The organism is Nostoc sp. PCC 7107 (genome assembly GCF_000316625.1).
Taxonomy (GTDB): Bacteria; Cyanobacteriota; Cyanobacteriia; order Cyanobacteriales; family Nostocaceae; genus Nostoc_B.
This window is the reverse complement of record NC_019676.1, coordinates 2,170,921-2,197,500: the sequence shown is the minus strand read 5'-3', so window position 1 is coordinate 2,197,500 and position 26,580 is coordinate 2,170,921. Positions and strand designations below refer to the sequence as shown.

The 26,580-nt window shown below is 40.6% G+C and carries 25 protein-coding genes, 1 rRNA gene and 3 pseudogenes (1 of these 29 only partly in view); 12 read left to right on the top strand and 17 right to left on the bottom strand.

The features are described 5' to 3' along the window. Positions 1–663, bottom strand: a 16S ribosomal RNA gene (locus tag NOS7107_RS09485) (it extends 826 nt beyond the left edge of the window). 642 nt (positions 664–1,305) lie between these two features. Between NOS7107_RS09485 and NOS7107_RS09480 the strand changes: the two are divergent. Next, positions 1,306–1,611: pseudogene (locus tag NOS7107_RS09480) on the top strand (dihydroxyacetone kinase subunit DhaK); the annotation flags it as partial. Between the two features lie 16 nt (positions 1,612–1,627). Here the strand turns inward: NOS7107_RS09480 and NOS7107_RS09475 are convergent. Both NOS7107_RS09475 and NOS7107_RS09470 read right to left on the bottom strand, forming a co-directional pair. After that, positions 1,628–2,176 (bottom strand): transposase, encoded by a 549-nt coding sequence (locus NOS7107_RS09475; protein WP_015112754.1) that lies wholly within the window; start codon positions 2,174–2,176, stop codon positions 1,628–1,630. Continuing rightward, on the bottom strand, positions 2,136–2,480 hold the full coding sequence (locus NOS7107_RS09470; protein WP_015111482.1) for a transposase: 345 nt from the start codon (positions 2,478–2,480) through the stop codon (positions 2,136–2,138). The genes NOS7107_RS09475 and NOS7107_RS09470 overlap by 41 nt, the downstream gene beginning before the upstream one ends. 64 nt (positions 2,481–2,544) lie before the next feature. Here NOS7107_RS09470 and NOS7107_RS27740 point away from each other — a divergent pair. Together NOS7107_RS27740 and dhaL are read left to right on the top strand one after the other, a co-directional pair. Further along, positions 2,545–2,661: pseudogene (locus NOS7107_RS27740) on the top strand (dihydroxyacetone kinase subunit DhaK); the annotation flags it as partial. Position 2,662: 1 nt separating this feature from the next. Further along, positions 2,663–3,294: pseudogene (gene dhaL, locus NOS7107_RS09465) on the top strand (dihydroxyacetone kinase subunit DhaL). A 57-nt stretch (positions 3,295–3,351) separates the two neighbouring features. On the opposite strand, the gene NOS7107_RS09460 reads toward dhaL, so the two are convergent. The 3 genes from NOS7107_RS09460 to NOS7107_RS09450 form a co-directional block, all read right to left on the bottom strand. Continuing rightward, the gene (locus tag NOS7107_RS09460; protein ID WP_015112753.1) at positions 3,352–4,167 is read right to left on the bottom strand and encodes a carbon-nitrogen hydrolase family protein; all 816 of its coding nucleotides are present in this window, start codon (positions 4,165–4,167) and stop codon (positions 3,352–3,354) included. 347 nt (positions 4,168–4,514) lie between these two features. Then, the gene (locus NOS7107_RS09455) at positions 4,515–5,012 is read right to left on the bottom strand and encodes a GNAT family N-acetyltransferase (RefSeq protein ID WP_015112752.1); all 498 of its coding nucleotides are present in this window, start codon (positions 5,010–5,012) and stop codon (positions 4,515–4,517) included. 6 nt (positions 5,013–5,018) lie between these two features. Then, complete coding sequence (locus NOS7107_RS09450) at positions 5,019–5,297, bottom strand: DUF1778 domain-containing protein (protein ID WP_015112751.1); 279 nt, start codon at positions 5,295–5,297, stop codon at positions 5,019–5,021. Between the two features lie 271 nt (positions 5,298–5,568). Between NOS7107_RS09450 and NOS7107_RS09445 the strand changes: the two genes are divergently transcribed. The 3 genes from NOS7107_RS09445 (at position 5,569) to NOS7107_RS09435 (ending at position 7,105) form a co-directional block, all read left to right on the top strand. Further along, entirely contained in the window at positions 5,569–6,075 is a 507-nt protein-coding gene (locus NOS7107_RS09445) for a helix-turn-helix domain-containing protein (RefSeq protein WP_044499669.1), read from the top strand. Further along, positions 6,066–6,602, top strand: a complete 537-nt coding sequence (locus tag NOS7107_RS09440) for an IS630 family transposase (protein ID WP_083889664.1) — start codon at positions 6,066–6,068, stop codon at positions 6,600–6,602. The genes NOS7107_RS09445 and NOS7107_RS09440 overlap by 10 nt, the downstream gene beginning before the upstream one ends. A gap of 140 nt (positions 6,603–6,742) precedes the next feature. Next, complete coding sequence (locus NOS7107_RS09435; protein ID WP_015112750.1) at positions 6,743–7,105, top strand: hypothetical protein; 363 nt, start codon at positions 6,743–6,745, stop codon at positions 7,103–7,105. A 223-nt stretch (positions 7,106–7,328) separates the two neighbouring features. Here NOS7107_RS09435 and NOS7107_RS09430 read toward each other — a convergent pair whose 3' ends face one another. From NOS7107_RS09430 to NOS7107_RS09390, 9 genes are all read right to left on the bottom strand, one after another. Beyond that, positions 7,329–8,276, bottom strand: a complete 948-nt coding sequence (locus NOS7107_RS09430; protein ID WP_015112749.1) for a F0F1 ATP synthase subunit gamma — start codon at positions 8,274–8,276, stop codon at positions 7,329–7,331. Between the two features lie 95 nt (positions 8,277–8,371). After that, positions 8,372–9,892: a F0F1 ATP synthase subunit alpha gene (gene atpA, locus NOS7107_RS09425; RefSeq protein WP_015112748.1), complete on the bottom strand. Its 1,521-nt coding sequence runs from the start codon at positions 9,890–9,892 to the stop codon at positions 8,372–8,374. 87 nt (positions 9,893–9,979) lie between these two features. Continuing rightward, positions 9,980–10,534, bottom strand: coding sequence for an ATP synthase F1 subunit delta (gene atpH / locus NOS7107_RS09420; protein WP_015112747.1), 555 nt, complete (start codon positions 10,532–10,534; stop codon positions 9,980–9,982). Beyond that, the gene (locus tag NOS7107_RS09415; protein ID WP_015112746.1) at positions 10,534–11,103 is read right to left on the bottom strand and encodes a F0F1 ATP synthase subunit B; all 570 of its coding nucleotides are present in this window, start codon (positions 11,101–11,103) and stop codon (positions 10,534–10,536) included. Before NOS7107_RS09415 ends, atpH begins: the two co-directional genes overlap by 1 nt. 137 nt (positions 11,104–11,240) lie before the next feature. Further along, positions 11,241–11,672 carry a F0F1 ATP synthase subunit B' gene (locus tag NOS7107_RS09410; RefSeq protein ID WP_015112745.1) on the bottom strand — a complete coding sequence of 144 codons (432 nt, stop codon included), beginning with the start codon at positions 11,670–11,672 and terminating at the stop codon, positions 11,241–11,243. 176 nt (positions 11,673–11,848) lie between these two features. Continuing rightward, on the bottom strand, positions 11,849–12,094 hold the full coding sequence (gene atpE / locus NOS7107_RS09405; protein ID WP_015112744.1) for an ATP synthase F0 subunit C: 246 nt from the start codon (positions 12,092–12,094) through the stop codon (positions 11,849–11,851). 153 nt (positions 12,095–12,247) lie between these two features. Next, a complete protein-coding gene (gene atpB, locus NOS7107_RS09400; RefSeq protein WP_015112743.1) occupies positions 12,248–13,009 on the bottom strand; it encodes a F0F1 ATP synthase subunit A in 762 nt (253 codons plus the stop codon). A 60-nt stretch (positions 13,010–13,069) separates the two neighbouring features. Beyond that, on the bottom strand, positions 13,070–13,513 hold the full coding sequence (locus NOS7107_RS09395; protein ID WP_015112742.1) for an ATP synthase subunit I: 444 nt from the start codon (positions 13,511–13,513) through the stop codon (positions 13,070–13,072). Between the two features lie 526 nt (positions 13,514–14,039). Then, complete coding sequence (locus NOS7107_RS09390) at positions 14,040–16,388, bottom strand: bifunctional serine/threonine-protein kinase/ABC transporter substrate-binding protein (protein ID WP_015112741.1); 2,349 nt, start codon at positions 16,386–16,388, stop codon at positions 14,040–14,042. Positions 16,389–16,965: 577 nt separating this feature from the next. On the opposite strand from NOS7107_RS09390, the gene NOS7107_RS09385 reads away from it, so the two are divergent. From NOS7107_RS09385 to NOS7107_RS09375, 3 genes are all read left to right on the top strand, one after another. Then, complete coding sequence (locus NOS7107_RS09385; protein ID WP_044499871.1) at positions 16,966–17,640, top strand: hypothetical protein; 675 nt, start codon at positions 16,966–16,968, stop codon at positions 17,638–17,640. An 83-nt stretch (positions 17,641–17,723) separates the two neighbouring features. Beyond that, complete coding sequence (locus NOS7107_RS09380; RefSeq protein ID WP_015112739.1) at positions 17,724–20,300, top strand: S8 family serine peptidase; 2,577 nt, start codon at positions 17,724–17,726, stop codon at positions 20,298–20,300. Between the two features lie 218 nt (positions 20,301–20,518). Further along, positions 20,519–21,400 (top strand): DUF2207 domain-containing protein, encoded by an 882-nt coding sequence (locus NOS7107_RS09375; RefSeq protein WP_015112738.1) that lies wholly within the window; start codon positions 20,519–20,521, stop codon positions 21,398–21,400. A gap of 7 nt (positions 21,401–21,407) precedes the next feature. Here NOS7107_RS09375 and NOS7107_RS09370 read toward each other — a convergent pair whose 3' ends face one another. Together NOS7107_RS09370 and NOS7107_RS09365 are read right to left on the bottom strand one after the other, a co-directional pair. Beyond that, on the bottom strand, positions 21,408–22,583 hold the full coding sequence (locus NOS7107_RS09370) for an ATP-binding protein (RefSeq protein ID WP_015112737.1): 1,176 nt from the start codon (positions 22,581–22,583) through the stop codon (positions 21,408–21,410). A 236-nt stretch (positions 22,584–22,819) separates the two neighbouring features. After that, on the bottom strand, positions 22,820–23,368 hold the full coding sequence (locus NOS7107_RS09365; RefSeq protein WP_015112736.1) for a peroxiredoxin-like family protein: 549 nt from the start codon (positions 23,366–23,368) through the stop codon (positions 22,820–22,822). A 346-nt stretch (positions 23,369–23,714) separates the two neighbouring features. Between NOS7107_RS09365 and NOS7107_RS09360 the strand changes: the two genes are divergently transcribed. The 3 genes from NOS7107_RS09360 (at position 23,715) to NOS7107_RS09350 (ending at position 26,572) form a co-directional block, all read left to right on the top strand. Next, entirely contained in the window at positions 23,715–24,500 is a 786-nt protein-coding gene (locus NOS7107_RS09360; RefSeq protein WP_044499870.1) for an HAD family hydrolase, read from the top strand. 73 nt (positions 24,501–24,573) lie between these two features. Beyond that, complete coding sequence (locus NOS7107_RS09355; protein WP_015112734.1) at positions 24,574–25,749, top strand: DNA double-strand break repair nuclease NurA; 1,176 nt, start codon at positions 24,574–24,576, stop codon at positions 25,747–25,749. 37 nt (positions 25,750–25,786) lie between these two features. Next, positions 25,787–26,572, top strand: coding sequence for an FHA domain-containing protein (locus tag NOS7107_RS09350; protein WP_044499869.1), 786 nt, complete (start codon positions 25,787–25,789; stop codon positions 26,570–26,572). Positions 26,573–26,580 lie beyond the last annotated feature (8 nt).

The window sequence follows — 26,580 nt, the reverse complement described above, 5'->3', positions numbered from 1 at the left end:
TGTTCTTCCTGATCTCTACGCATTTCACCGCTACACCAGGAATTCCCTCTGCCCCGAACGTACTCTAGCTATGTAGTTTCCACTGCTTTTACAAAGTTAAGCTTTGCTCTTTAACAGCAGACTTACATCGCCACCTGCGGACGCTTTACGCCCAATCATTCCGGATAACGCTTGCATCCTCCGTATTACCGCGGCTGCTGGCACGGAGTTAGCCGATGCTTATTCCTCAAGTACCTTCATTTTTTTATTCCTTGAGAAAAGAGGTTTACAACCCAAGAGCCTTCCTCCCTCACGCGGTATTGCTCCGTCAGGCTTTCGCCCATTGCGGAAAATTCCCCACTGCTGCCTCCCGTAGGAGTCTGGGCCGTGTCTCAGTCCCAGTGTGGCTGATCATCCTCTCAGACCAGCTACTGATCGACGCCTTGGTGCGCTCTTACCACACCAACTAGCTAATCAGACGCGAGCTCATCTTCAGGCAGCAAGCCTTTTACCTTTCGGCACATCCGGTATTAGCCACCGTTTCCAGTAGTTATCCCCGACCTGAAGCTAGATTCTCACGCGTTACTCACCCGTCCGCCACTATCTCCGAAAAGACCGTTCGACTTGCATGTGTTAAGCATACCGCCAGCGTTCATCCTGAGCCAGGATCAAACTCTCCGTTTTGAATTGTTTCGAGTTTGTTATCTGGAAAAACTTGCTTTCCAGATTCCTTGCTATGCTATAATTTTTAAGTTTTTGGGATATCCCAAAACCAATTTACTTGACGAGGATTGGTTTATTTTTAGGCTTTCAAAGTATTGCTTTTTCTCGGTTCAGTTGTCTTGGCTCTTGCCTTAACACTTACCTAGGTTAACAACTGATTATAGGAACGTCAAGGGTTTGGCAAATTTTTTTCTGACCATTTCTGGAAAGTTGAGTTTCACACTTGCGTGCGTACTCCCCAGGCGGGGAGTTTGGCAAATTTTTTTCTGACCATTTCTGGAAAGGTAAAAAACTCAAATACAAAAAACAAAAATGAGCTTAAGTTGAGTATAATAGAAACATTGCTGGTTTATAAGGTGTTTTTTAGTTGATTATTGAGAAATTTCCTAAATTTACATTTTAAAGTGCCATTTTTGTTGGAGACTACAGAGTTTTCAAATTGCTTACGAGGGTGTCCTCAATAAGTTGATTCCAAAATATAGGCAATCGCATTGATTAAGAAACAAAGTGTGATAGTTTTAGTTTTCCAAGAGATGAGCATACAATGTCTGGTGCGTCTTGGTGTTTTATTCTAAATCTGTAGCACCTTCTTAAATACAGATAATGAAAAAGCTGATCAATCAGCCAGAAGATTTTGTAAAAGAAAGTCTGGCTGGATGGGCGATCGCCCATCCAGATTTAATCAAAGTCAACTATGACCCTACCTTTGTCTACAGAGCCAATTCACCAATACGGGGTAAAGTGGCAATTATTTCAGGTGGAGGTAGCGGACACGAACCTATGCACGCTGGGTTTGTGGGTCAGGGAATGTTAGATGCAGCTTGTCCAGGAGAGATATTCACTTCACCTACTCCCGACCAAATGCTGGCTGCATCTCAACAGGTAGATGGTGGGGCGGGCATCCTTTATAGAACTCATTTGACATCTAAGAAGAGGCTGCAAGCCTCTTAAGCATCAACCGAATAAAACAAAGATTAACCTTGGCAGTTGCATTAACTAGAGTTCTCTCAAAGTCCTTGACAAAAATTTTGCATCTCTCCATCCAGGCATTTGAGCGTTCAATTACCCACCTCGCAGCCACCGGAACAAACCCAGATATCCCTAGTTCTTTCTTTTCTTGTTTTGATGGTTTTGCCGAAAGTTCAAACCTGATTTTCGTCATTATTTGGGGATAAACTTTTTCTAGCTCCTCCCTCAAATACTCAGGATGATAACCGTGGTCTAGCAGAATGGTGATTTTGGGAATATTGACGGGTTTCGATTGGAAATAATCGATGTTTTTAGTCAACATCTCAATCAAACCCATATCGTCAGACACATTTGCTTTGGTGCAGTGAGTAAAGAAGGGAAAACCCAGGGTATCAACCGCTAGATGTCTTTTAATGCCATTCGTCGATTTGTAGAAACAATATCCTTTCGATGTAATGCGAGCATTACAGGTATTTTTCACCGCTTGAGAGTCGATAATTATCAACGTCGTCCACTTGGCTTTTTTTTACCTGTTCACGCACTTGTCCATGTAAAACTCTCATTAGTTCTTCTATCACTCCTTGGGCCCGCCACTGCTTGTAATGCCAGTATACAGTTGAGTAAGGGGGCAAGTCCTGGGGTAAGTTTTCCCAATTGCAGCCATTCTTTAGTTGATAGAAGATGCCATCTAAGAGTTCTCTTTTTGTCCAGTTCGAGGGTCTAGTCTGTTTCTTCGCAGGCAATATAGTCGGCAGTAGGGGTTCTAGAATTTCCCATTCTTCATCTGTTAGGCTGCTAGAGTACGGCATGGCTTCTGGATATGGCTTTTGCCGCCACTTTACTTCAATACCCTAAAAGATGTCAAATTGGTTCTATATTACGTCTTTAGAAATGCAGGGTTGCTCAATTACATTGCTCAAGTTGGATGATGAACTGATCCAGTTGTGGGATGCACCAGTACACACGCCAAGTCTGCGATGGGGTATTTGATATGGTCACTCAAGCCCAGATTCTCCAATGGTTAAAAATCTTTGAATCTGAGATAGAACAAAATAAAGAATATTTAACTAACTTAGATGCAGTGATCGGTGATGCTGACCACGGTATTAATATGAGTCGTGGTTTTAAAAAGGTGATGAGTCAGTTACCAACAGTAACTCATCAAGATATTGGCAGTATTTTGAAAACTGTTAGTATAACTCTAATTTCTAGTGTTGGTGGTGCTAGTGGCCCTTTATACGGCACCCTGTTTTTGAAAGCAAGTTCTGTAGCGGCTGGTAAGCAAGAATTAACTACACAAGAGTTACTAGAATTACTGCAAGCTGGTTTAGATGGAGTTTTACAACGCGGTAAGGCTCAATTAGAAGACAAAAGGTTGATGTTCTGTCTCCGGCTGTAGTAGCTTTTAGGCACGCAGTTGAGGAAGGCAAAGACTCTTTAGCTGCAATACAACAAGCTGTAGTAATATCAGAACAAGCTTTAGAAAATACCAAACCGATGCTGGCTAAAAAAGGACGTGCTAGTTATCTGGGAGAACGAAGTATTGGACATCAAGATCCAGGTGCAACTTCGTCTTATCTAATGTTGAGGAGTTTACTGGAAAGTATTAAAGATAGTGAGTAGGGAAATATTTCAAGATGAAGTCTGAAGGATACAATTTCACACTTCAGACTTCACACTTTAGCCAAATACTCGGTGTTGTAAAGAGGGCATTTGACGACGAACTTGTTCTAGACGAGAGGGGTTAATTTCTGCGATCGCAATTCCGGGTTTTTCACCAGCATCAGCTAAAATGACACCCCAAGGATCAATAATCACAGCGTGTCCGTGGGTTTGGCGACGGGCGTAGTTTGTGCCAGTTTGAGCAGGTGCAATCACATAACAAGTATTTTCAATTGCTCTTGCTTGTAATAATACCTGCCAATGGTCTTTGCCAGTGAAAGCGGTAAAAGCAGCGGGAATAAACATCACATCGGCTCCTTTATTTGATAGATGCCGATATAATTCTGGAAAGCGCACATCATAACAAACAGAAAGACCAATACCGCCCAGTTCTTCGGAAAAATATACTGATGGCAATTGTGTACCAGCTACGACAGTGCTAGATTCACGATAAGTATTCCCGTCGGGAACATTTACATCAAATAAATGTACTTTTTGGTAACGGGCAATTTCTAGACCACTCAGATCAATCAGTGTGGAAGTATTATAAACTTTGCCTGTATCTTCTACTAAAACTGGAAAGCTGCCGCCTAAAATCGTTACTTGGAAGCGTTGAGCCATTTTTTTGAGGAATTGCTCTGTTTCGCAGGTGATAGTTTCTACTTGGGCGAGTTTATCTTTTTCCTCTCCCATAAAAGAAAAGTTTTCTGGTAGTCCGATTAATTCAGCACCTCGACGCACAGCAAGCTCAATTAATTCTTCTGCTTGTGCCAAATTCTTATATAAATCAGGCACGCTTGTCATTTGAATAGCGGCGGCTAAATAAGATTTCATAGATTTAACAACAAAAAGTAGATTGTGTGCGGGACAGATACTCAAATATATCGTTACTTGAAGAACTTCGGAACTTGAGCCGTAATGAGTAAATCTTGCTTTTCTTTAAGGAGTTTGCTGTCTCTAACGTTTTACTCTAGCAATTGTCACCGGATTTTAACACTCTGTCAGCGTTTAACCTACTAAAGTGTTACACACCTAAGTTTTATATCTAGTCCGTAGGGGAGAGAGATTCTGATTTTTCTTCTAATTTAAAAAGCGATCGCACCTTCCAATTTATGATTTTTGTAAACTGGCGATCGCTATGACACTTTCTTAGCATCCAATCTCAAATTACTGAAGTAAGATTATTTCAGCATATTCCGAATATCTTTCAGCATTAGAAATAGATGTAAAGGATCAGTGGGACTAGGCTCAAAATTAAAATTTTCATACCATACTTGTGCTTGCTCATCTTTAGCATGAACTAACAAAGCTCGAATGCCTAAGATATCTGCGGCTGCATTAACACGTTTGAGACAGTCTTTTAATAAACCACTGCCTATTCTCTTACCTTGAAAATTTTTACTGACTGCTAGACGTGCTAAAAGAGCCACCGGTACAGGATATTTTGGTAAGCCCTTAATAATTCGAGGTGGTGCATCTTGATGAATAACAGAAGCTACAGTGAGAGTATAGTAACCAATAACATTATTATCGATACAGGCTACATAAGTTTTTGAACTATCGGATTGTTGATTTTGTAAAGCGTAATTGATTAAAAAATAATTTAAGGCAGGTTTTCCACAATCAAAGTCTTGAATATTATGGTCGGCTGATAACTTCTCAATATATAGATTATTCAAAGGAAATTACTCAAATACACTTGGCTCAGTTAATAGACGACGCAAACGGGGTTTGTCTGTTGTGGGAGAATCGAGGGCATTTTGAAAAGCTTGCCATTGTTCATCATCTAGCGCAAAGATTTTACGATTTGTTAAAGCATTTTGAGCAGCAATTAAACCGTGTTCTAATAAAAACTCACTTACATTTTTATGACTTGCAGTCGCAGCTTGTTGCAATAGTTTTTTGACGCTAGAACTTGTACGAATGTCTATTCGTTCAGTTCTAGATTCTGGTGAGTGACTCATAACTTAAATTTTAGATAGATTTTACTCTCAACACTAAACTATCATACACACATTGTCCTGACAAGTAAATTGAGCAATTGCTGTGGGTGTTTGATAGAAACAATTTTTGCGATCGCCAGTTAAATGAGATAGAAGCAGCGATCACTCAACTTAACCTACTATTATGGTGTGTACCTTTCTTGTGAGGTAATGGATAACATAAGTAATACCAATTTGAAAAAAGAATGCGACAAATGGTAAAAATAGACAGAAGTAGCATTCAGGGTATGTGATGGTAGGGGTAACACAAATCGAGATAGAAGAAAGTGTCGAGGAACTAGAGAAGTTGCTCAAACATCAAAAACAGTCTCGGAGCAAAGAACGTATACAAGCCCTATATCTGATTAAAGGGCAAGAAATGAGTGTAAGTGAGATTGCTAAAATCTTGGGAAAACATCGAGCTACAGTACATCGATGGTTGGCAGATTATCGAGAAGGAGGAATTGAGGCGGTTGTTGAATTTGGAACGAGTTCAGGTCGAAAAAGAGCAATACCAGATTGGGCTGTATCGAGTTTGAAAAAACAACTCGAACAACCAGAAGGTGGGTTTCAACGGTACACACAAATACAACATTGGTTAGAAAAAACCTTGGGTGTGCAAGCTGAGTACGCAACTGTACATCATCTGGCACGTTACAGGCTCAAAGCCAAGCTGAAAGTCCCACGTCCGCGTAACCGAAAACAGGACGAAGAAAAACTAGAGTCTTTTAAAAAAAACTCGGTGATGACTTGCAATTAATTGCTCAATACAGTGCCATTATCTTGCCTCAGTACGAAAATATTCGTTATTTTGTACAAGATGAGAGTCGATTTGGACTCAAAACCATTGAAGGACGTAAAATTACTCTTCCCGGAGTTAAGCCTATTGGTGATTGGCAGTGGCAATTTAAAGCGTTCTGGCTATATGGAGCAGTTGAACCACTTACTGGGGAAAGTTTATTTTGGCAGTTTTCTCATGTTGATACCGAATGCTACCAACAATTTTTGAACGAGTTCGCTGCCTGTTATCCCAAATCACTTAACATTCTCCAAGTTGATAACGGCTTATTTCATCAAGCTAAACGTTTACAAATTCCAGAGAATATTGTTCTTTTGTTCCAGCCTGCTCATTCTCCTGAACTCAATCCCATAGAGCGCGTTTGGGAATATCTCAAGCAAGACTTGAAATGGGAGCTATTTGATAACAGGCGAGCATCTGCAAACCAAGGTTGCTCAACTCCTAGCTCTCCTCACTCCTCAAATTGCTGCTTCTTTGACTGGTTATGACTTCATCCTCAATGCCTTATCTGTCGCAAACATTTTTTGAATTGGTATAATTCATTAGATTTTTTAGAAAAATTGATACATTTACGGAGGAAAAATCGTTGGCAGCAGGTAAAGCTAAGAAGTAGTGTAGAAAAGAATATATGCTGGTAAACAATAATCAAGATAATTCAATTATTTTATCCAAGCAAAAATATAAAGTTGTTGATTTCTTAAAGCGTAAAGGAATAATATACATAGAACTTAGGGAAAATCCTAGCTATGCCACACCTGTTAGAATTAAACCTCAAGATCATGGTATTAAACAAACTTTACTTAAGCTTACCTGCTTAACAGATACGGTAATAAATCTACAAAACATAATGTTCGATATTATTTCTAATACAACAGATAAGAATATAAAAATAATACTATTGGCATCAATTCAAAAAATGAAATCAGAAACAGATTTGTTTACTGAAAAAATAGAAAGATACATTACCCAAACAGATAATAACAAAGATTAATAAAAATTCGGCATATAGGGCAATATCATCTCTGGATACAATACTTTTCTGTTAAGTCCAAAAACAGGTAGATTGAGCAATAAGGGTCTTATTACTCGTTATATTGCAGTAATTACAATGAACCGTATAAAACTAAACCTCCTCAAAACCAAAAATAGCTAATCGCTAGGTTTGAAATTTACCAGCAATTAGCTATTTTTTATACTTAACAATTAACTTGTCCCTAAGTCAGTGCTTCCGCACCGCCGACAACTTCTAGGAGTTCCTGAGTAATAGCGGCCTGTCGGGCTTTGTTGTAAGACAGCGATAGACTTTTAATCAATTCACCAGCATTATCACTGGCGTTACTCATAGCTGTCATCCGCGCTGCTAGTTCACTAGCAGCAGATTCTTGTAATGCCCGTAGTAATTGATTACTCAAATACAGGGGTAGCAAGGAATCCAGAATTTGTACTGGGTCTTGCTCAAAAATCATGTCGCTGGCTAAAGGTTGGACTTGAGCCGTTACTTTTTGCCGTTCAACTTCAAATTGACCACCACGAGTTGTCAACCGGAAGATTTCGTCGTCTGCTGCTTCTAAACCTTGGGTATCAAGAGGTAGCAAAGTTTGAACTACAGGACGAGAACTGACCAAGGAGACGAAACGAGTGTAGATTAATTCGATGCGGTCTACTTTTTCCGAGAGGAATAAAGACAGCAACTCTTCAGCAATTTTATTTGCTTCGTCGGCGGTAGGGATTTGCTCTAAACCGCTGTAGGTAGCATCAATAGGCTGTTCACGACGTTGGAAGTATTGAGTAGCTTTACGACCAACTAGTACAAATGTGTAGTCGATACCTTCTGCCTTAAGTTCTTTGGCACGGTTTTCAGCACGACGGATGACGTTTGTGTTGTAACCACCGCACAAACCTCTGTCACCAGAAATGACTAACAAACCAACTGATTTAACTTCGCGTTTTTTCAGTAGAGGTAGGTTGGCTTCTTCAAACCGCAGACGGGTTTGTAAACCATATAGAACTTGGGCCAGTCTGTCAGCAAAGGGGCGAGTAGCCAGTACTTGTTCTTGCGCCCGACGTACTCTCGCCGCTGCGACTAGCCGCATGGCTTCTGTGATTTTTTTGGTGTTTTTGACCGACTGAATGCGATCGCGTATTGATTTGAGGTTAGGCATATTTTTATCCTTTGTCCTTAGTCATTTATCATTTGTCTTTTATCATCAGTCATTAGTTATTTACCAATGACTAATGACTAATGACCAATGACTAATTACGCTGTTGCTTTGAAGGTCTTTTTGTAGTCGTCTAAAGCAGCCTTCAATGCGGCTTCTTCATCATCAGCAAGTACTTTCTTGCTTTGTACTGCTTGGTAATAAGGAGACTTACCTGTTTTCAGGTATTCACGGAAACCTTTGGTGAATGTGGTTACTTTATCTACAGCGATATCATCTAAGTAACCGTTAATTCCAGCGTAAAGAATTGCTACTTGTTCAGCTACAGACAGGGGTTCGTTTTGGGATTGCTTCAACAATTCCCGCAAGCGTTGACCGCGGGCTAATTGGTCTTGGGTAGCTTTATCTAAGTCGGAAGCAAATTGCGCGAAGGCTTGGAGGTCGTCAAACTGCGCGAGTTCGAGTTTAATCTTACCAGCAACTTTTTTCATTGCTTTGGTTTGTGCCGCAGAACCTACACGGGATACTGAGATACCGGGGTTTACAGCGGGACGAACACCAGCGTTGAACAAGTCAGAAGATAAGAATATCTGACCGTCGGTGATGGAAATTACGTTTGTGGGGATGTAAGCGGATACGTCACCTGCTTGAGTTTCGATGATTGGTAGAGCAGTCATACTGCCTTTACCTAACTCATCGCTGAGTTTAGCGGCTCTTTCCAGCAAGCGGGAGTGAATGTAGAATACGTCTCCAGGGTAAGCTTCCCGTCCTGGTGGACGACGTAGCAGCAAGGACATTTGGCGATAAGCTTGTGCTTGCTTGGACAAGTCGTCGTAAATTACCAGTGTGGCTTTGCCTTTGTACATGAAGTACTCAGCAATAGTCGCACCGGTGTAGGGAGCTAGATATTGTAATGTGGCAGGTTCACTGGCACTAGCCGCAACAACTACGGTGTAGTCCATTGCGCCTTTTTCTTGTAGGGTTTGAACTACGTTAGCTACGGTGGAAGCTTTTTGACCAATGGCTACGTAAACGCAGACGACATCTTCACCTTTTTGGTTAATGATGGTGTCAATAGCGATCGCAGTTTTCCCAGTTTGGCGGTCTCCAATGATCAATTCCCGCTGACCACGACCAATGGGAATCATAGAATCGATAGCGGTAATCCCGGTTTGCATGGGTTCGTGTACCGAACGCCGCGCAATAATACCGGGTGCAGGAGATTCAATCAAACGGCTTTCTGTTGATTTGATGTCGCCTTTTCCGTCGATTGCACGACCCAAAGCATCAACAACCCGTCCAACTAGGGCTTCGCCGACACCAATTTGGGCAATTTTACCAGTAGCTCTGACAGAGCTACCTTCTTGGATATTATTACCTGTACCCATAAGTACTGCACCCACATTGTCTTCTTCCAAGTTTTGGGCGATACCAATGGTGCCATCTTCAAATTCCAAAAGTTCCCCAGCCATAGCCTTTTCTAGGCCATAAATCCGGGCAATACCGTCACCTACTTGCAGAACGGTACCAACGTTAGCAACTTTGACTTCTTGGTCGTATTGCTCAATTTGCTGTTGAATAATGCTGCTAATTTCGTCAGGTCTAATTGATATGCTCATAGTGTATATTTTTCTTTTGCAACACGGACGAATTTGATAGTAATAAAATGCTGAGTAATTCTCTTACTCCTGCCCTCTGCCTTCTTCCTAGCCACTAGTTAAGCTCAAAGACAAGCGTCGTAGTTGACCACGTAAGCTAGCGTCGATTACCTGTGAGCCTACTTTGATAATCACACCGCCAATCAATTCACTATCTACTTTAGTTTCTAGTTCTACTTGACGAGCATTGGTGATGGCAATGACTTTCTGTTTAATCGCTTCTTCTTGTTCTGATGAAAGAGGAATAGCCGAGCTTACTTCCGCTAACACAGTTTGATTCAGCTGTCGCAGCAATGCCAGATACTGCTTTAAAATCTGGTCTAAGAAGAAAATGCGTCGTTTGTCTACTAGAAGTAGCAAAAAGTTGCGTAAGTAAGGATTACCACCTTCACCCAAGACTTGAGTGATTACCGCTTTTTTGCTGTCAGAGGCAACAAAGGGATTGTCAATAAAGTTCCGCAATTGTTGAGAATTTTGCAACAAATCTAGTAAGGAACGAGCATCGTTACCGAAATCTTCTGTCAGATTTTGTGACTTTGCTACTGACATCAACGCCTGTGCATAGGGCTGGGCGATTTCAGCTGTTTCGATATTACTTTTCATTACCGTCCTCCCACCTGAGCGATGCTACGGTCAATTAGTGCCTGTTGAACATCGTCACCAACACCTGAGCGCAGTTGTGCTTCGACTTTTTGTAATGCCAAAGCGGCTACTCGCTGCCGCAATTCGGTAAGCGCTCGCTCTCTTTCGGTGTTTAAATCAGCCGCTGCTGTTTGTTTCAAGCGTTCTACGTCTTGCACTGCTTTATCTAACAGGGCTTGTTTAGTTGCCTGAGCGCTTTCTTCGGCTGCTTGACGGATGCGTTGTGCCTCAGCTTGCGCTTGGGTCAACTGTTCTTGTGCTTGAGAAAGAGCGGTTTGTGCCTCTTTTAAGCGTCCTTCTGCTTCCTGAATGGCAGTTTCGATATTGGATCTGCGCTCGTTCAGGATATTGCTTAAAACTTTACGTCCAAAGTAGAATAATATGCCAATCAGAATCAATAGGTTTATCAGATTGGTTTCTAAAATGTCTAGGTTTAGACCGAAACCACCTTCTGCTGCGCCTTCTGCCAATTCAGAGTGAACAGCTTGAGCTTCTGCGGCAAGTAATAAGAAAGTGCCCATGATACCCATCTACAAGTGCGCTGCTCGCTTGCTAATCAGTTTTGTGTTCCCGTAGGAAAAAAGTGCCTGTTTTGACACTTCATTAAGCGCTCTGGGACAAATGCCCAGTTGCGCTGATGCTTTCGTTAGTCCAATAATCTTTTAGCTTATCTAGCTAGACTAGGCCCTAACAGTTTTTCTAGAATCTGCCTACCAAGAGCATCAACTTGTTGTTCTAAAGAACGCATAGCTTCCTGCTTTTGTTGGTCTATTTCAATAGAAGCTTTTTCTCTTTGAGCTTGGGCTTCTTGTTGTGCCTCAGCAATTTTCTGGGCAGTAATTTTCTTAGCTTCAGCCTGGGCTGTTTCTACAGCAGCTTGCGATTGCCTGCGAGCTTCTGCTAGTTGCTGTTCATATTCTTGAGCTAGGCGTTCGGCTTTAGCTAAACGCTCTTTGGCTTCAAGAGTATTGGTGCGGATGTAATTATCGCGCTCGTCCAGGACTTTGGTCAGTGGCTTATAGAAAATTACATTCAACAAGGCTGCCAACAGCAGGAACTGCAATGCCATAAAGGGCAAAGTAGCATCGAAATCAAACATTTCTCTCCTCTTTGGCTGGAGTAGCAGTTTTCATGGCTAGCAATGTTATCCAACCTTTCGTATTTTAGAGACCCATAGCCACAAGGGTCAGACGACATTAAAAGTACATAATACCCAAAGTCTTTCAAATGTAGAGGCGTGATAATTCACGTCTCTACAATCAAAACTTTGAGTTCTTATGCGAAGGGGTTAGCAAACAACAGTACTAGGGCGATTACCAGACCGTAGATAGTCAAGGATTCCATAAACGCCAAGGTTAACAGCAGAGTACCGCGAATTTTGCCTTCTGCTTCTGGCTGACGGGCAATACCTTCTACTGCTTGACCAGCAGCATTACCTTGTCCAATACCAGGGCCGATCGCAGCTAAACCAATTGCTAGAGCAGCAGCTAGAACTGAAGCAGCAGAAACTAATGGATCCATGTTGATTTTCCTTGCTTTAATTACAAAACTAAACAAAAGTAAATTAACTACTCAAAGACGTGTTTTTTCACGCTGCACCGAGTTCTCGCAAATCGCGCTTTGCGACGTTTTGAGCATTGATGCTCGTCGGAACTGTGCTAACAACTGAGGGCGTTAATGCTCCTCATGCTCTTCGCCGCCGTGTCCTTCCATTGCCTCATGAATGTATGCCCCTGCTAGGGTAGCAAACACCAGGGCTTGAATGGCACTGGTAAATAAACCCAAGGCCATTACAGGTAGAGGTACAAATAAAGGGACGAGCAGGACTAACACCGCTACCACTAATTCATCCGCCAAGATGTTACCGAAAAGACGGAAGCTTAGGGAGAGGGGCTTAGTAAAATCTTCGAGAATGGCGATCGGCAACAATACGGGTGTTGGCTCTATGTATTTCTTGAAGTAGCCCAAACCACGTTTGCTGAAACCTGCGTAAAAATAAGCGAGGGAAGTCAGCAGTGCCAATGCTACCGTCGTATTGATGTCGTTGGTGGGAGCAGCTAATTCACCCGATGGCAGCTTGATTAGCTTCCAAGGGATCAACGCACCTGACCAGTTCGATACGAAGATAAACAAGAACAATGTACCAATAAATGGTACCCAAGGGCGGTACTCTTTCTCACCAAGTTGGTTTTTTGCTAGATCACGAATAAATTCCAGGGCGTATTCCATTAAGTTCTGGATACCACTGGGAACTTTTTGTATGTTGCGAGTAGCAGCAATGGAAGCCACTACTAGAATGCTAATCACAAACCATGAGGTGAGAAAAACTTGCCCATGAATTTTAAGATTGCCTAATTGCCAGTAGAAATGTTGACCTACTTCTAATTCGGCGAGGGGAAAAGAATTAAAGGCGTTTAAGACACTAAGCATTTGCATTCTTCAAGCATTTTCCCCAACAAGCGAGGATGGGTGTATTGTCTTTGTGAGTCTGATTTTTTAAGAATCAGAAATGAACGCAGTTTGCACCGTATAAACGAGGAGCGTGGCTTTGTATGTGAGAAATCCCAAAAATATGGGCAGTACATGTAGATCGTGCCATTGAGTTGCTAGTACAATCAACCCAACAAATAGAGCAAAACGATTTTTGCTCAAACGATTTTTTTCAGCGCCAAGTTGCTCAACGTCTTTAGCCAGCATCTTTAAGTAAACCACACCTGTACACGCCCCAATTAAATAATTCAGGGCAGTGTTTAAGGAATAAAAAATCCACACAGAGATAAATATAATCCCCGTCAAAACAAGTGTGATTACCAACAACTTCTGATAGAGTTGATGAAACTCCTGCATAGAAGTGCTTACTGATTCTGTTTCCTCAAAACCAGATGGGGCATCTTGTTGTGTTGTCGGAGTGGGTGCAATTGGTTCTTCTGACAAGCTCACGGGACTTGAAACCAGTACAGCTAACTATTATGACTGCACATTCAGTCAGCTGAATCATATCACGATCCGGTAACAATACTTTAGAAAAAAACAATTAACTTCTTGTTTCTTAGCTAAAAGCAACACAAACAAACTTTCAGCATAAACACAGAGTAGATTTAGGAACTAGGCAAATAAGGATGTAATGCGATCGCCTAAAAAATTCCTAATTGATGTATAATCGCTTTTTTCTCAGATAATTAAGTGACCTCCAGAAGCGTTGTTTAATCACCTATTGAATGTTTCGGAAAAGCTGGTGTTGAGAAAATTAGTTGGTGCTTGAAGAGCGTAGACGCAGAACGTCTTGTCGTTAGACATCACACCAAAGCTGAATTTAGCTAAACTCCAGCCTGTTGAGTTTGTACTACCCACTGAAAAGGGCATTGCTGTGTACATTCTTAATTTACATTAGATTCGCCAAAATTGCTTGCTTGCCTCATTCCGCTTCGTCGATGAAAGTAAACATGACTTCTTTGTTACGATAGGATTACTGGCATTTCAGAGGACGATCGCCTGGGACAAAAACAAAATCACTAGAATTGCACTTGCGCCGGACTGAAAGTATTGTGACTGTAGCATTTTTGCGATCGCTCCCCTCAAATTGAATTATGCCAGTCGCCCCTGTAACCGCAAAATTCTTGTCTGCCAAAATTTGCTGAATACCTAACCGAGTCGGTTTTTGAGCTATGGCTTTACTGATTACCATGACTGCATCGTAGGTAGTTGCGGTTCGCCAAGTGATTTGTGTATTACTGGAGAAGGTTTTGTCATCGATTCGCCAGATGGTTTGAGCTTGCTGTGCAAACGGGGAGTTAATGTTATTTATAGGATGCCAGGCGATCGACCATACTGTCTGTTCGATTGCTGGTGAAGATATAACTTTACCTGATGTAAGTAAGTCTGATCTGTTGAGACTATCACCTACAACAATTTGCACTCCGTTGACATTTGCTTCAATTACTTGTAGTGCATGGGGAATCGCATTATACAATCCGACTCCAGCATCAGGAATTAACAAAATGGCGTTTGCGCCTTGGGTTTGGGCTTGATTTAAGGCTTTTTCGGCATCAAAACTATCCATTGCGAGATTAAAGCCTGATTGGTGGTCAAGAACTTTACCTTGAAGAGATTTTACCTCTTCTCGAAAAGCTTTTGATAGAGATTGGGTATACTCGCTCTCTTCACTAAGAAAAATTGCTACTTGAGGTTGTTTGAATTGCGAGAACAAATAGCTGGCAATTTTTTGGGCGCTAATGCGATCGCTAGGGATAGTACGGAAAAAAAAAGGACTTTTGAGATTAGTGGAAGTACTACTACCAGAGATTAAAACTATTTGTGCTAGGCCATAAATAGGTAAAGCTTGTTTAGTTGTATCGCTACTGTAATGACCTAAAACTCCTAGTAAGTCTTCATATTTTACTAAATTTTGGGCAACTTTGCGAGCATTATTTCCGGCTTTGCTGTTATCTCGATTACTGTCATCAGCAATGATAATTCTTAAAGGTAAGGAGGGTTGTTTATTTAGTAGCTCAGTCTGAGCTTGAGCTATACCTCTCAGTATTTCTAACCCAACAGTAGTACTACGTTCTAAGGGAACTGCTGCTGCGATGGTGTGAATTTTACTGGCTGGAAATTGTGTTTGAATTTTGGCATTGTTCCAGTAAATTAGAGTTTCCGGATCTGTTTCTTTATTGAAGGCAATTTCAAATAAACGCGCTGCTTCCGCAAAATTTTTGCTCCGATATTCATCAATGGCTAATTGCTTGGCTGCTGGAGGTTGATTAGATTGCCAAAAGCTTTGAGGAATTAAGCTTTCTTCCCCACAACTAAGATGATCGCCTTCGATATAGTCACAAGTCCTCAGTGTAGTAACTATCTTATAAAGCCATTTTGTTCCCAGGATGACTAAAGCGCCACAAGCCCCAATTAATAAAAATTGTCGCCATTGAATTTGCGGATTTGTCTCAATTTGACTAATTTTATTAAGAATAACTTGAGTTGTTGCTGGACGACGATGAGGATGAGAATTTGTCATCATCTGAATTAACTCGATTAATCTTTTCGGGGTTTCTTGATCTTTGACATTGTTATACCAATTATGTGATTTATGATCAGCCTTAGTTGGGTTATTACCTGTTAGTAAATAAATGCAAGTTTGTCCCAAAGCGTAAAAATCTGACTGAAGCACAGCATGACCATCACATTGTTCAGGCGCAGTATAACCCGGAGAAATAATTACGGTTACTTCCTGATTATTAATCACAGTTTGTGTTACTTGACGGGCAGTACCAAAATCAATTAAAACCAGCTTACCGTTGGGACAAAGCATAATATTCGCAGGCTTAATATCTCGATGAAAAAAATGGTTATCATGAACGAATTGGAGAATTTGTGTTAATTGCTTCAGCCAATTTATGACGGTTTTATAAGATTTTACATATTGATTGCGAGATAACCAATTCTGCAAATTATCTCCAGGTATTTTTTCCATTACTAAACAGCGTAATTGGCGACCTGTATTTAAAATTAAGGGAAATAAAATTTCTCCAACAGGTAAACCAGGATGCCGCAAACTTATTAGTATTGATGCTTCTTGTTCAAATAGGCGTAATAATTTTGGAGTAACTTGCTTTAAAGATTTCAGAATCTTAAGTTTATTCTTATCAAGTAGATCTTCGATTTCAAATACTTCTGCATAGCGATATTTGTCAACCTGCAACGGCTGTTTAATTATGTAGCGATTTTGCAGGATGAGCGGCGTTTTACAGTTTTGACATACCGCGCAATTATCAGAATTTTCTCGCTGCGAACAATCGGGGTTAATGCAGTACACCATAAATTTAGGTGAGAAGCAAATAATTAGATATAGACCGAATTTAAATACGGTTTATCCAGAAACCTTGTAGAGATGGAGCGTTGCTTTACCTCTACATTATTTTTCGGAAATTTCTAATGCTATTGATCTTCTACAATCCCATAATTATTGTTGCCTGTAAATTAAAACACTTAAAATATTTGAGTTTAAGTAAGTCGGCACAGTAAAAATAAACTGCGTTAAGAAAAGTAAACAAAACTCAAAACCTTTCTCCCCCAGCTAAGAAACTCCCTGTCCTCTGCTTTATCCCAATGATAATTATTCACGCTGAGTACTTGTCTAAAACACATATTATTTAGCTTTTGTCAAGTTCAGATTTAGTCCAGTGAGAAGAAGAACCGAAATTGAACTGGCTTGACTGAAGTTAAATACCTTCTAATTGGGTTATTCCAAGTTCGATGTGAAATATGAGCCAACTCACCAAAAAGTCGCTTTCATGGCAGATTGCGATCGCAGTCTTTGGAATTTTAACCAAAAATGAGCTAGATTTTGTCAAAAAATATCAGCGAAATGGCAAATATATCTAAGCTGAAAATCAATGAAATATTTCATCTTAATCTTTCTTCTTTTAAAAGCTATGCCAACACGTAAAATTGCTGCGGGGGTATTTTTTTCCCTGCTATTATTTGAGTCTGTTTTTATTGCTCCAGTCAATGCTTTAAATGCAAAAGAGTTATACCAATTATGTTCTAGCTTTCCCCTCAATTCTCGATGTCAGGGTTACGAAGCACCTATATCTTTGGATAATCGCTCAGGAAAAAAAGGTGATTGTATTTTAAAAAAACATGACCTAGAAAAACGAGGAAATTGCAAAATAAATGTGAATGAAACAGGAATTACAGTCTATCAAGAAATGGGCGAGAGACTAGAAATAATCAACGATAAAAAATCTACTCGAATAATACAGATTTTCCCCAATAACATTAGTCGAATTGAGTATCGTGAAGATGAAAAAGATAATACTGATGCAAGGGTTGTCAATACACTTTTATTTGGAATTACTGGGTTCCTATTAACTCCAAATAAAAAAATTTCGGAAATTCAAATTAATTACGCGTCAGCTACTCCCGAAGATACGAGCCAGGAACAACAAAGTATGGATTACTTAAGGATATTTGTTGGGCGAGGTACTGGTAGAGAAATGCGATCGCAGTTAGAAAAAATTACTGGTCTTCAAGCAGAAACTCCACAAGCCACGAAACTTGCCAATTAAACAATATTCAGTAACGCACATCAAATAAAACTCAATAGGCTTTAGCCCAATTCAAGCATTTTTACTATTAGCACAACAAATCTATGACTACTATTCCTTCCGATCCCTTATTTCCAAATCAATGGTATTTATATAACCAAGGTCAATCTGGTGGTACTCCTGGTATTGATCTCAATGTGGTTAATGTTTGGGAGGACTATACAGGGCGTGGTGTTGTTGTTGGTGTGATTGATGATGGATTTGATTACACACACTACGATTTAGATAATAATTACGATACGACTAGAGATTATGACACTATTGAGCAAAACTTCGATCCTTTCGGAAATGCAATTGATAGTCACGGCACATCAGTAGCAGGTATCATTGCATCCGAAGCAAATGGAGTTGGCACTGTGGGTGTGGCTTTTAATGCAACAATTAGTGGTATCAGGGCTATTGGTTTTGGGGGTGATGTAGTTGGCGCTTTGTGGCGTGCTGAAAGCTTTGATGTTGTCAATAATAGTTGGGGTGTTAGCGGTTTTTTTGCCGATAATTTTTATACTATTCCACAAGCAGGACAAGCAATCGCCAATGCTGTTACAAATGGACGTAATGGATTAGGAACGGCGATCGTATTTGCCGCCGGAAATAGCCGTCAAGAAGGAGATAATACTAACTATCACAACTTTCAAAACTCCCGTCAGGTAATTACTGTAGCTGCACTTGATCATAATGGCTTTGCCAGTCCCTATAGTACTCCTGGTGCATCTATTCTAGTTTCGGCTTTTGGTAGTGGGTATGATGGCAGTATTGTCACAACAGATCGTCAAGGATCAGATGGCTATAGTTTTGAAGACTACAATTATAGTTTTAACGGCACTTCCGCAGCCGCACCGCAAGTTTCTGGGGTAGTGGCTCTTTTACTAGAAGCCAATCGCAATTTAGGTTATCGAGACATCCAAGAAATTCTCGCCTATTCTGCTCGTCAAAACGATTTTTATAACCAAGGTGGAAATTATATTTGGCAAATTAACGGCGCTAACAACTTCAATGGTGGTGGTTTACACGTCAGCCACGACTATGGATTTGGTTTAGTAGATGCTCATGCTGCTGTGCGTTTGGCAGAAACTTGGCAAAAGCAGAGTGTGTTTAGCAACGAGCAGTCTCTTTCTTACAGCTCTGGTAATTTAGGCTTGGTTATCCCAGATAGCAATACAGGCGGAATTAGTAGCACCTTTACTGTTGCTGCTGGTTTAGATGTTGATTGGGTGGAAGTAGAACTTAATCTGACTCATTCTTATCGAGGTGATTTGGTTGTTGATTTGATTTCTCCTAGTGGAACCATCAGCCGTTTGATCAATCAACCAGGCGATGGCTGGGACTCTGGAGACAATATTGTGTTTAAACTCTCTAGCTCACAACATTGGGGAGAAAGCAGTGCAGGTAACTGGACACTGAGAATTCAGGATTTATTCCTCTCAGATACTGGTATTCTTAATAGTTGGAATTTACGTTTATACGGAGATACAGATACTGCCAATGATACTTATTTCTACACCAATGAGTATGGCTTTTATGGCACTACTACACCGAGTGATAATACTGGTACAGATACAATTAATGCTGCGGCGATTACTTCCAACTCCTACCTAGACCTGAATGCAGGTTCTACAAGTATTCTCAATGGAACTACGTTAATTATCAATACAGGAACTATCATCGAAAATGCCTTTGGGGGCGATGGTAATGACACAATTATTGGTAATAGTGCTGCTAACGTTTTATCTGGTGGTAGAGGTGATGATAGTCTTGACGGTGGCGCAGGTAATGATACCCTTCGAGGTGGCAGAGATAATGACACCTATATAGTTAATACCTCTGGAGATGTGGTTATAGAAAACGCGAATGAAGGTATAGATACGATTCGCACCTCCATCAGTTACACCTTGGGAGCCAATTTAGAAAACCTAATTTTGACAGGTACAGCCGCCATTAATGGCACTGGCAATACTCTCAACAACTCCATTACAGGCAACAGTGGGAATAACACGCTCAATGGTGGTGTAGGTAATGATACTCTCAATGGTGGTGCTGGCAATGATACATATACTGTTGATAGCATCGGAGATGTGGTTATAGAAAACGCGAATGAAGGTACAGATACGATTCGCACCTCCATCAGTTACACCTTGGGAAGCAATTTAGAAAACCTAATTTTGACAGGTACAGCCGCCATTAATGGCACTGGCAACACTCTCAACAACTCCATTACAGGCAACAGTGGGAATAACACACTCAATGGCGGTGCAGGTAATGATACTCTCACTGCTGGTGCAGGTAACGATACACTCACTGGTGGTTTGGGAAGAGATAGCTTTAATTTTAATTCCCGGACTGAAGGCATTGATAGAATTACTGATTTTAGTGTCATTGATGATACTATTTTCGTCTCTGCATCTGGTTTTGGAGGAGGCTTAGTAACTGGTGCAGCGATCGCGGCTAATCGATTTGTCATTGGTGCAGCAGCAACTACAAGTAGTCAGAGATTTATTTATAACAATGTAACAGGCGGCTTGTTCTTTGATGCCGATGGTACAGGCGCGATCGCCAGAATCCAATTTGCTACACTCAGTGCTGGATTGTCTTTAACCAATGCAGATATTTTCGTTAATACTTAAGGCTTTTTCATCACTATAGGATTCCTACTTGATTTTTGAACAAATATAGGAATCATATTTGATTTTTGAACGAGGGTGATAGGCGATCGTACTTCATGTTCCCCAACGGTAGGGGCGTACGGTCGTACTTAGATTTTTTCTCCAAATCAAATCGGATTCCTATAGATTGACCATACTAACAAGCTATTTGGAATAATTTATTGTTGGGATTTCTGAATATGTGGACTAAACACATCCAAAGATTGTGTCTATTTTGTCTTGGTCTATTTCTGATTCTAGGACTTTCGATTAATCATGCCACAGCACAATCACCGCCATTCTATTGGGAATTTATGAATGTTAATATTGCCGTCCAAACTAACGGCGATATGTTAATTACTGAAATGCAAAAATATACATTTACGGGAGATTATAAAAATCAACGTTACCGCTATATTCCTATTGATAAATTAGACAAAATTACCGAAGTTTCCGTATCAGAAAATGGTAAATTATTACCTACCGCAACAGGAGTTGAAAACAATCAACTTTGGATTCGTTGGGAACATCAACTCAACCCGCCTGAAAGTCATACTTTTGTTTTGAAATACCGTGTTATTGGCGGATTACACGTAAATGACAATAATGCAAAAGTATACTGGAAAGCTATCTTTGCTGATCGTCAAGCCTCTATCAACCAAGCAAAAGTAACCGTAGAGCTTCCTGAACAATTCGCTGCTAGTATCAAAGATTTTCAGAGCTATGGAGTATCCGCAGATATCCGTCAAGTGAATACAAAAATCATTGAGTTTGTTGCTAAAGAAGCAATTAAACCAAAAAATGAGTTGGAAGTTCAGGTGACATTTGATCGCACAGGTACTAATGTAACGACTCCTCAATGGCAAAATTCACAGTTTCAGCCTAATTCTAGTGGATTTTGGTGGCTTTTCTGGTTATTTTTCCTTGTTATCTTCTTGTTCAGTAGCTCTAATAATCGTTCTAAAGGTGGCGGTGGTGGCGGTGGTGACGGTGGTGGCTGTGGAGGTGGTGGCTGTGGAGGTGGTGGCTGTGGAGGTGGTGGCTGTGGAGGTGGTGGCTGTGGCGGTGGTGGCGGTGGTTGAGTCAGCTTCACTCATTAAACAAACGTCGCACGCATTTGAAAATCACGAGTTGTAAAAAAAATCGCTCCTTCTCCCCATCTTTGATAGTTTCTACCAATCCTCTGCGTTTTAATGATAAGAGTGCCTTTAAAATATCTCCATTGGTCGCATCACTGGCTAGGTTTAATAGTATTTCTTCACGGGTGAATCCTTGGATGCTTGTAGTCAAAAACTTAATCAGGATTTTTTCAACAGGAGAAATATACTTTAACCATTCGCTCACGAGTGGCTCAAATTCTCCAGCGACTATGGTTCCACAGGCTAAAAATTCTCCTACATCCCCGGCAAATAATTCGTGAATGAAATTAGCCGCCATATTCAAAAATAAAGGATTACCACCATATTGATTTACTAGTGCAACCCACTGTTGAGCATTAAAAGTAAGTCTATGATGTTGCAAAAGCTCAATTGCACCTTCCATGAGTCCGCCGAGAGGGAAAATAACTGCACCAGCTGCACTTAAAATATTTAATCCTTCGGGTTGCTCTCGACTAGTCAAAATTACACAACTATTATGAGTAGTTTGCACTACCGTGCGGAGAAATTCGGCTCCTAAAGGATACTGTCCAGCACGGAGAATCTCATCCCAACCATCAAAAACCATCAATGTTTGGGATTCTAACGCTTTAGGTGTATGGGTTGATAGTGATGTGAGATGAACCGAAAACCAGAGAGTTTGCTTAAACTGTGGCTGCAAAGCTGCTGCTAGTTTTGTGGCTATAGCGGTTTTACCAATACCACCAATTCCAGTAATCACCAACAGACGTGTTCCGTCCTCAACGGACTTGATTAATGTCGCCAATTCGTAATCTCGTCCAAAAAACAAGGGAATGTCAGGTATTTGAGTGGTGCTAGATGAAGGTGATTTGAAAGGGCGATCGATTAATTCTTGCCAATTTAAACCCAAAACTTGACAGAATGCCTTAAACACTGAAGCATCAATTCCATCGCCCCTAAGAAAACGCTTCCATGTTGGTAAAGATACCCCTGCTACAAATACTTCTGCATTTTCCCAACTACATTCAGGTTTGAGAATTTGACTTACTGCTTCTAACCAACGTGGGTCGTCAATCGTCCAAGCTTTTTCTTTACGCGCTTGTTTAACAATTTCGACTCCAGTCACTGAAAGTTTGAGACTAGGCATTTAACGATTTAAAATTTTAAGTTATGAAACTTATTGATGCCAGGCATCCTAGCGGTTAGTTAGTGATGTACGAAAGTCTTGCGGTGAACACTCATCAATGAAGTTCTAATCCTGATTTATGAGGATTCAATTAAAATACTCAAAAACACCGAGTGACTCGGTAGAGTAAGGGATAGAACAACTGTCTACCCTCACTCCACATCACCAACAAAATTAACGGTAATCGAGTCGAAAAATTACTCCCACTCGGTTCCACGGAAAGGGTAGTTTCTGGGAATGATGTACTCTAGTCCTTGTAGTAGGAAACCAAAATCTACACGAGAGAAGGGATGAGTACCGATGTTTGCAAAGTATAAGCGACCATCGGGCTTGATGAGAAACACAGCCGGTTCGCTAAATAAAGCGGGTTCACTTTCAAAATGTCCTTTGGTGAGATATAGTCCCCAACGGCGCATTTCATCGGGAGTCAAGCTGTACCCAATTGTGAGATGTTGGATATTGGCTTTGGCTTGAAATTGTTGCGCTTTTTCTAAGGAATCGCCGCTGAGGGCGATCGCTCCTACACCCAATTGTTTGAAAGCATCCAGTTTTTGCTCTAAATCAGTAATATATTGTTCGCAAATAGGGCAGTGTAACCCTCGATAAAACACAATCATGGTGTAGTTTTCAGGATTTTGGTCAGATAATTTCCAAATGTTTCCATCTAAGGTTTTGACTTCCAAAACAGGAGCCTGATTGCCCATGATTAGTTTAGGTGAGGTCGTTGTCTCGGATTGAGTAATCATAATTTTGCCGCCAATTTTATATATGCGTTTTGTTGAGTATTGACTCGCATTTTTTGGACTAAATCCGGGTATTAATTTACCTCACGTACAGGCGCACAGGCACAAAGAAAAGAAGTAAATAATATTTTTTTAATTTCTTTTTGTAGAGATATTGATTCAGGCAGGATCAACGTAATTAAAACTGGCGGATTTTAGCAATTTTCACTGAATTAAGGTAAAAGAAAAATAATTTACCGTAGCTGAATCTGTTTTGCATAAATTATAAATGACAAAAAACTAACAAAGATCACTACTATATTTTGATTTTTCAGGTAAGCTTTCAAAATCAGTTTTCATGCTCAACACTATGACTGCCAATAGTCCTACAATTTTAGCCTTAGACTTTGACGGAGTAATTTGCGACGGACTAATTGAATATTTTGAGGTAGCATGGCGTACCTACTGTAAACTTTGGTCGCCAGCTAACGATACACCACCAGATGACTTGGCTTTGAGATTTTACCGCCTTAGACCAGTGATTGAAACAGGTTGGGAAATGCCTGTTTTAATCAAAGCTTTGTTAGAGGGAATGTCTGATGAGCAAATTCTTCAGGAATGGACAACAATTACGCCACAAATTTTGTTAAAAAATAATTTGCTGGCTAGAGAAATCGGTGCAAAACTAGATCACATACGGGATGAATGGATTGCGACAGATTTACAAGGCTGGCTGAATCTGCATAGATTTTATCCGGGTGTGATCGAAAAAATTAAATTGACTGTGGCTAGTGATGTGCAGTTGTTCATCGTCACTACTAAAGAAGGGCGGTTTGTGCAGCAATTATTACAACAAGAAGGGGTAAATTTGCCTGCAACCGCTATTTTTGGCAAAGAGGTGAAACGTCCCAAATATGAAATTCTGCGAGAGTTAATTCAAACAGCTAATCAACAACCAGTTAGTTTATGGTTTGTGGAAGACAGAATCAAAACTTTGCAATTAGTTCAACAGCAAGCTGATCTGGAAGATGTCAAACTTTTCTTAGCAGATTGGGGCTATAATACCCAACCAGAAAGGAAAGCGGCGCAAGATGATCAGCGGATTGAGTTACTATCGCTGTCGCAGTTTGCCAAGGCTTTCGCAGATTGGTTGTAAACAAGTTGTAGAGACGTAAAATTTTGCGTCTCTATATACTGCCTTTAGTAGGGTGAATCACCTCTAAAAATCTATGCTTGACCTGACAAAATTAGCGCGACAAATGCAAGGTTTAAGTCAGCATCTATCACTAGAAGCTGTTGCTGGTCGCCAGCGCTTAGAATTAGCCCAACAACATTTAATAAATGCTTATAAGTGTCAGCAAGATTTAATTGAACGTCAGGAGAAATGGCGCGATCGCATTCTTTTTGCTAATGCTACCCCAATTGAGCCATTAGAAACCCGTATTGATATTCCTGTTCCGCCTAAAGTACATACTGTCATCGCTACAGACGGTTCACAAATTGCACCCAGTCACCACGAAATTGCTTATTGCTATCTCTTAAATATCGGCAGAGTTGTTTTACACTACGGTCAAAATCGCCATCCACTGCTTGATAGTTTACCAGAGGTATTTTACCGCCCCGAAGATTTATATGCGTCACGTCAGTGGGGAATTAGAACAGAAGAATGGATGGGGTTTTGTCGGACAACGAGTGAAGCAACGGTATTGGCTGAATTAGCCTGTGCGGCTAAAAGTGATGCGCCAACCTTAGCAATGGTAGATGGTTCCTTAGTTTATTGGTTTTTGGAACAGTTACCACTAGATGCCCGCGATCGCATTTTACCGCCGATTTTGCAAGCTTGGCAGCAACTACGGGAAGCGGGAATTCCCTTAATGGGTTATCTGAGTGCTTCGCGGAATGTTGAAGGGATTAACTTTTTGCGGTTGATGGCTTGTCCCCATCCAGTCCCTGACTGTGTGAGTTATTGTCCCAACCAGTTAGAAAAGGTTCCTTGCAAAGTTTTTGAACCTTTACGAGATACATCTTTGTGGTCTACTCAACTTCAACCAGGACAACGCGGCCCTTTATGGCGGAGTAATGCCCGAATTTTAGAATTTTATGAAGGACAAAGCATTTATTTTTGCTATGTTCATGTAGGTACGGAAATTGCCCGAATTGAATTACCAGCTTGGGTTGTCGAAAATACAGCAATGTTGGATCAAGCCTTGGGTTTAATGTTGGCGCAAGTACAGAAAGGATATGGCTACCCAGTAGCGATCGCGGAAGCCCATAATCAAGCGGTGGTCAGAGGTGGCGATAAAGCGCGGTTCTTCGCCCTTTTAGAAAAACAAATGATTAAAGCTGGCTTGAAAAATGTTGGTACTTCTTATAAAGAAGCCCGCAAACGGGGAAGTATTGCTTAAACTATCTAACATAGAAATAGCGATACAACGGTAAGCTATGCAAAATATCAATCAAATTACTACTACAGTGCTAAGTTTAGAGTTATTCCATGTCCAGACAAACACTGCTGTTGAATTACCGCCAAACTTGACAGTGATTCGAGTTGGCAAGCCAAATGATCAAAATCCGCCGGATATTGATGTTTCTAGTTTGCCAAATGCGGAGGTAGTTTCTCGCATTCACGCTCAAATTATCGTGGATGGTAGCAATTACTTGATTGAAGACTTAGGTAGTGCTAACGGCACTTTTCTCAACGATATCAAGCTAGAGCAGGGAATTACACATACTTTAAAAATAGGCGATCGCATCGACCTTGGGCAAGGACATTCTGTCACTTTTATTTTCCAAAATTCCCCAACACATCCCCAAAATTTACTGACATCTGCTCAAATCACTCAAATTTCACCCCAACTAGTTAAACAAAATAAACCAATTGTGGTAGATAAAACAACTAAGCTATTAGGTTTGACTTTAATAGTTGCCAGCATCGTGATTTCCACCGCAAATATTAGAATTGGTATATTTTTCGGTCTTCCGAGCGTAATTTTATGTTTTGTCGGAATTTTTGTTTTGTGTCAACAAAGAATTAACCCCAATCTAGGCTGGATTTTGATTGCATTAGGCATCGCCATCATGATATTTACGGGGCGGCTTTTCGCTTCAGTTAATCTCTTACTTTTACTAGTAACTTCAGCTTTATTTTTTATAGGATATTTGCTTTTTACAACAGGTAAAATATTTGGTTATGATTGGCGATCGCTTCCACAAATCATTAATAAATAGAAAAAAGG

Coding starts and splice junctions, on each gene's coding strand:
- NOS7107_RS09470 (WP_015111482.1), bottom strand. CDS start 2,480: ATGCCGTACTCTAGCAGCCTAACAGATGAAGAATGGGAAATTCTAGAA.
- NOS7107_RS09460 (WP_015112753.1), bottom strand. CDS start 4,167: ATGAAATCTTATTTAGCCGCCGCTATTCAAATGACAAGCGTGCCTGAT.
- NOS7107_RS09450 (WP_015112751.1), bottom strand. CDS start 5,297: ATGAGTCACTCACCAGAATCTAGAACTGAACGAATAGACATTCGTACA.
- NOS7107_RS09445 (WP_044499669.1), top strand. CDS start 5,569: ATGGTAGGGGTAACACAAATCGAGATAGAAGAAAGTGTCGAGGAACTA.
- NOS7107_RS09435 (WP_015112750.1), top strand. CDS start 6,743: ATGCTGGTAAACAATAATCAAGATAATTCAATTATTTTATCCAAGCAA.
- NOS7107_RS09430 (WP_015112749.1), bottom strand. CDS start 8,276: ATGCCTAACCTCAAATCAATACGCGATCGCATTCAGTCGGTCAAAAAC.
- atpA (WP_015112748.1), bottom strand. CDS start 9,892: ATGAGCATATCAATTAGACCTGACGAAATTAGCAGCATTATTCAACAG.
- atpH (WP_015112747.1), bottom strand. CDS start 10,534: ATGAAAAGTAATATCGAAACAGCTGAAATCGCCCAGCCCTATGCACAG.
- NOS7107_RS09415 (WP_015112746.1), bottom strand. CDS start 11,103: ATGGGTATCATGGGCACTTTCTTATTACTTGCCGCAGAAGCTCAAGCT.
- NOS7107_RS09410 (WP_015112745.1), bottom strand. CDS start 11,672: ATGTTTGATTTCGATGCTACTTTGCCCTTTATGGCATTGCAGTTCCTG.
- atpE (WP_015112744.1), bottom strand. CDS start 12,094: ATGGATCCATTAGTTTCTGCTGCTTCAGTTCTAGCTGCTGCTCTAGCA.
- atpB (WP_015112743.1), bottom strand. CDS start 13,009: ATGCAAATGCTTAGTGTCTTAAACGCCTTTAATTCTTTTCCCCTCGCC.
- NOS7107_RS09390 (WP_015112741.1), bottom strand. CDS start 16,388: ATGGTGTACTGCATTAACCCCGATTGTTCGCAGCGAGAAAATTCTGAT.
- NOS7107_RS09385 (WP_044499871.1), top strand. CDS start 16,966: ATGAAATATTTCATCTTAATCTTTCTTCTTTTAAAAGCTATGCCAACA.
- NOS7107_RS09380 (WP_015112739.1), top strand. CDS start 17,724: ATGACTACTATTCCTTCCGATCCCTTATTTCCAAATCAATGGTATTTA.
- NOS7107_RS09375 (WP_015112738.1), top strand. CDS start 20,519: ATGTGGACTAAACACATCCAAAGATTGTGTCTATTTTGTCTTGGTCTA.
- NOS7107_RS09370 (WP_015112737.1), bottom strand. CDS start 22,583: ATGCCTAGTCTCAAACTTTCAGTGACTGGAGTCGAAATTGTTAAACAA.
- NOS7107_RS09365 (WP_015112736.1), bottom strand. CDS start 23,368: ATGATTACTCAATCCGAGACAACGACCTCACCTAAACTAATCATGGGC.
- NOS7107_RS09360 (WP_044499870.1), top strand. CDS start 23,715: ATGACTGCCAATAGTCCTACAATTTTAGCCTTAGACTTTGACGGAGTA.
- NOS7107_RS09355 (WP_015112734.1), top strand. CDS start 24,574: ATGCTTGACCTGACAAAATTAGCGCGACAAATGCAAGGTTTAAGTCAG.
- NOS7107_RS09350 (WP_044499869.1), top strand. CDS start 25,787: ATGCAAAATATCAATCAAATTACTACTACAGTGCTAAGTTTAGAGTTA.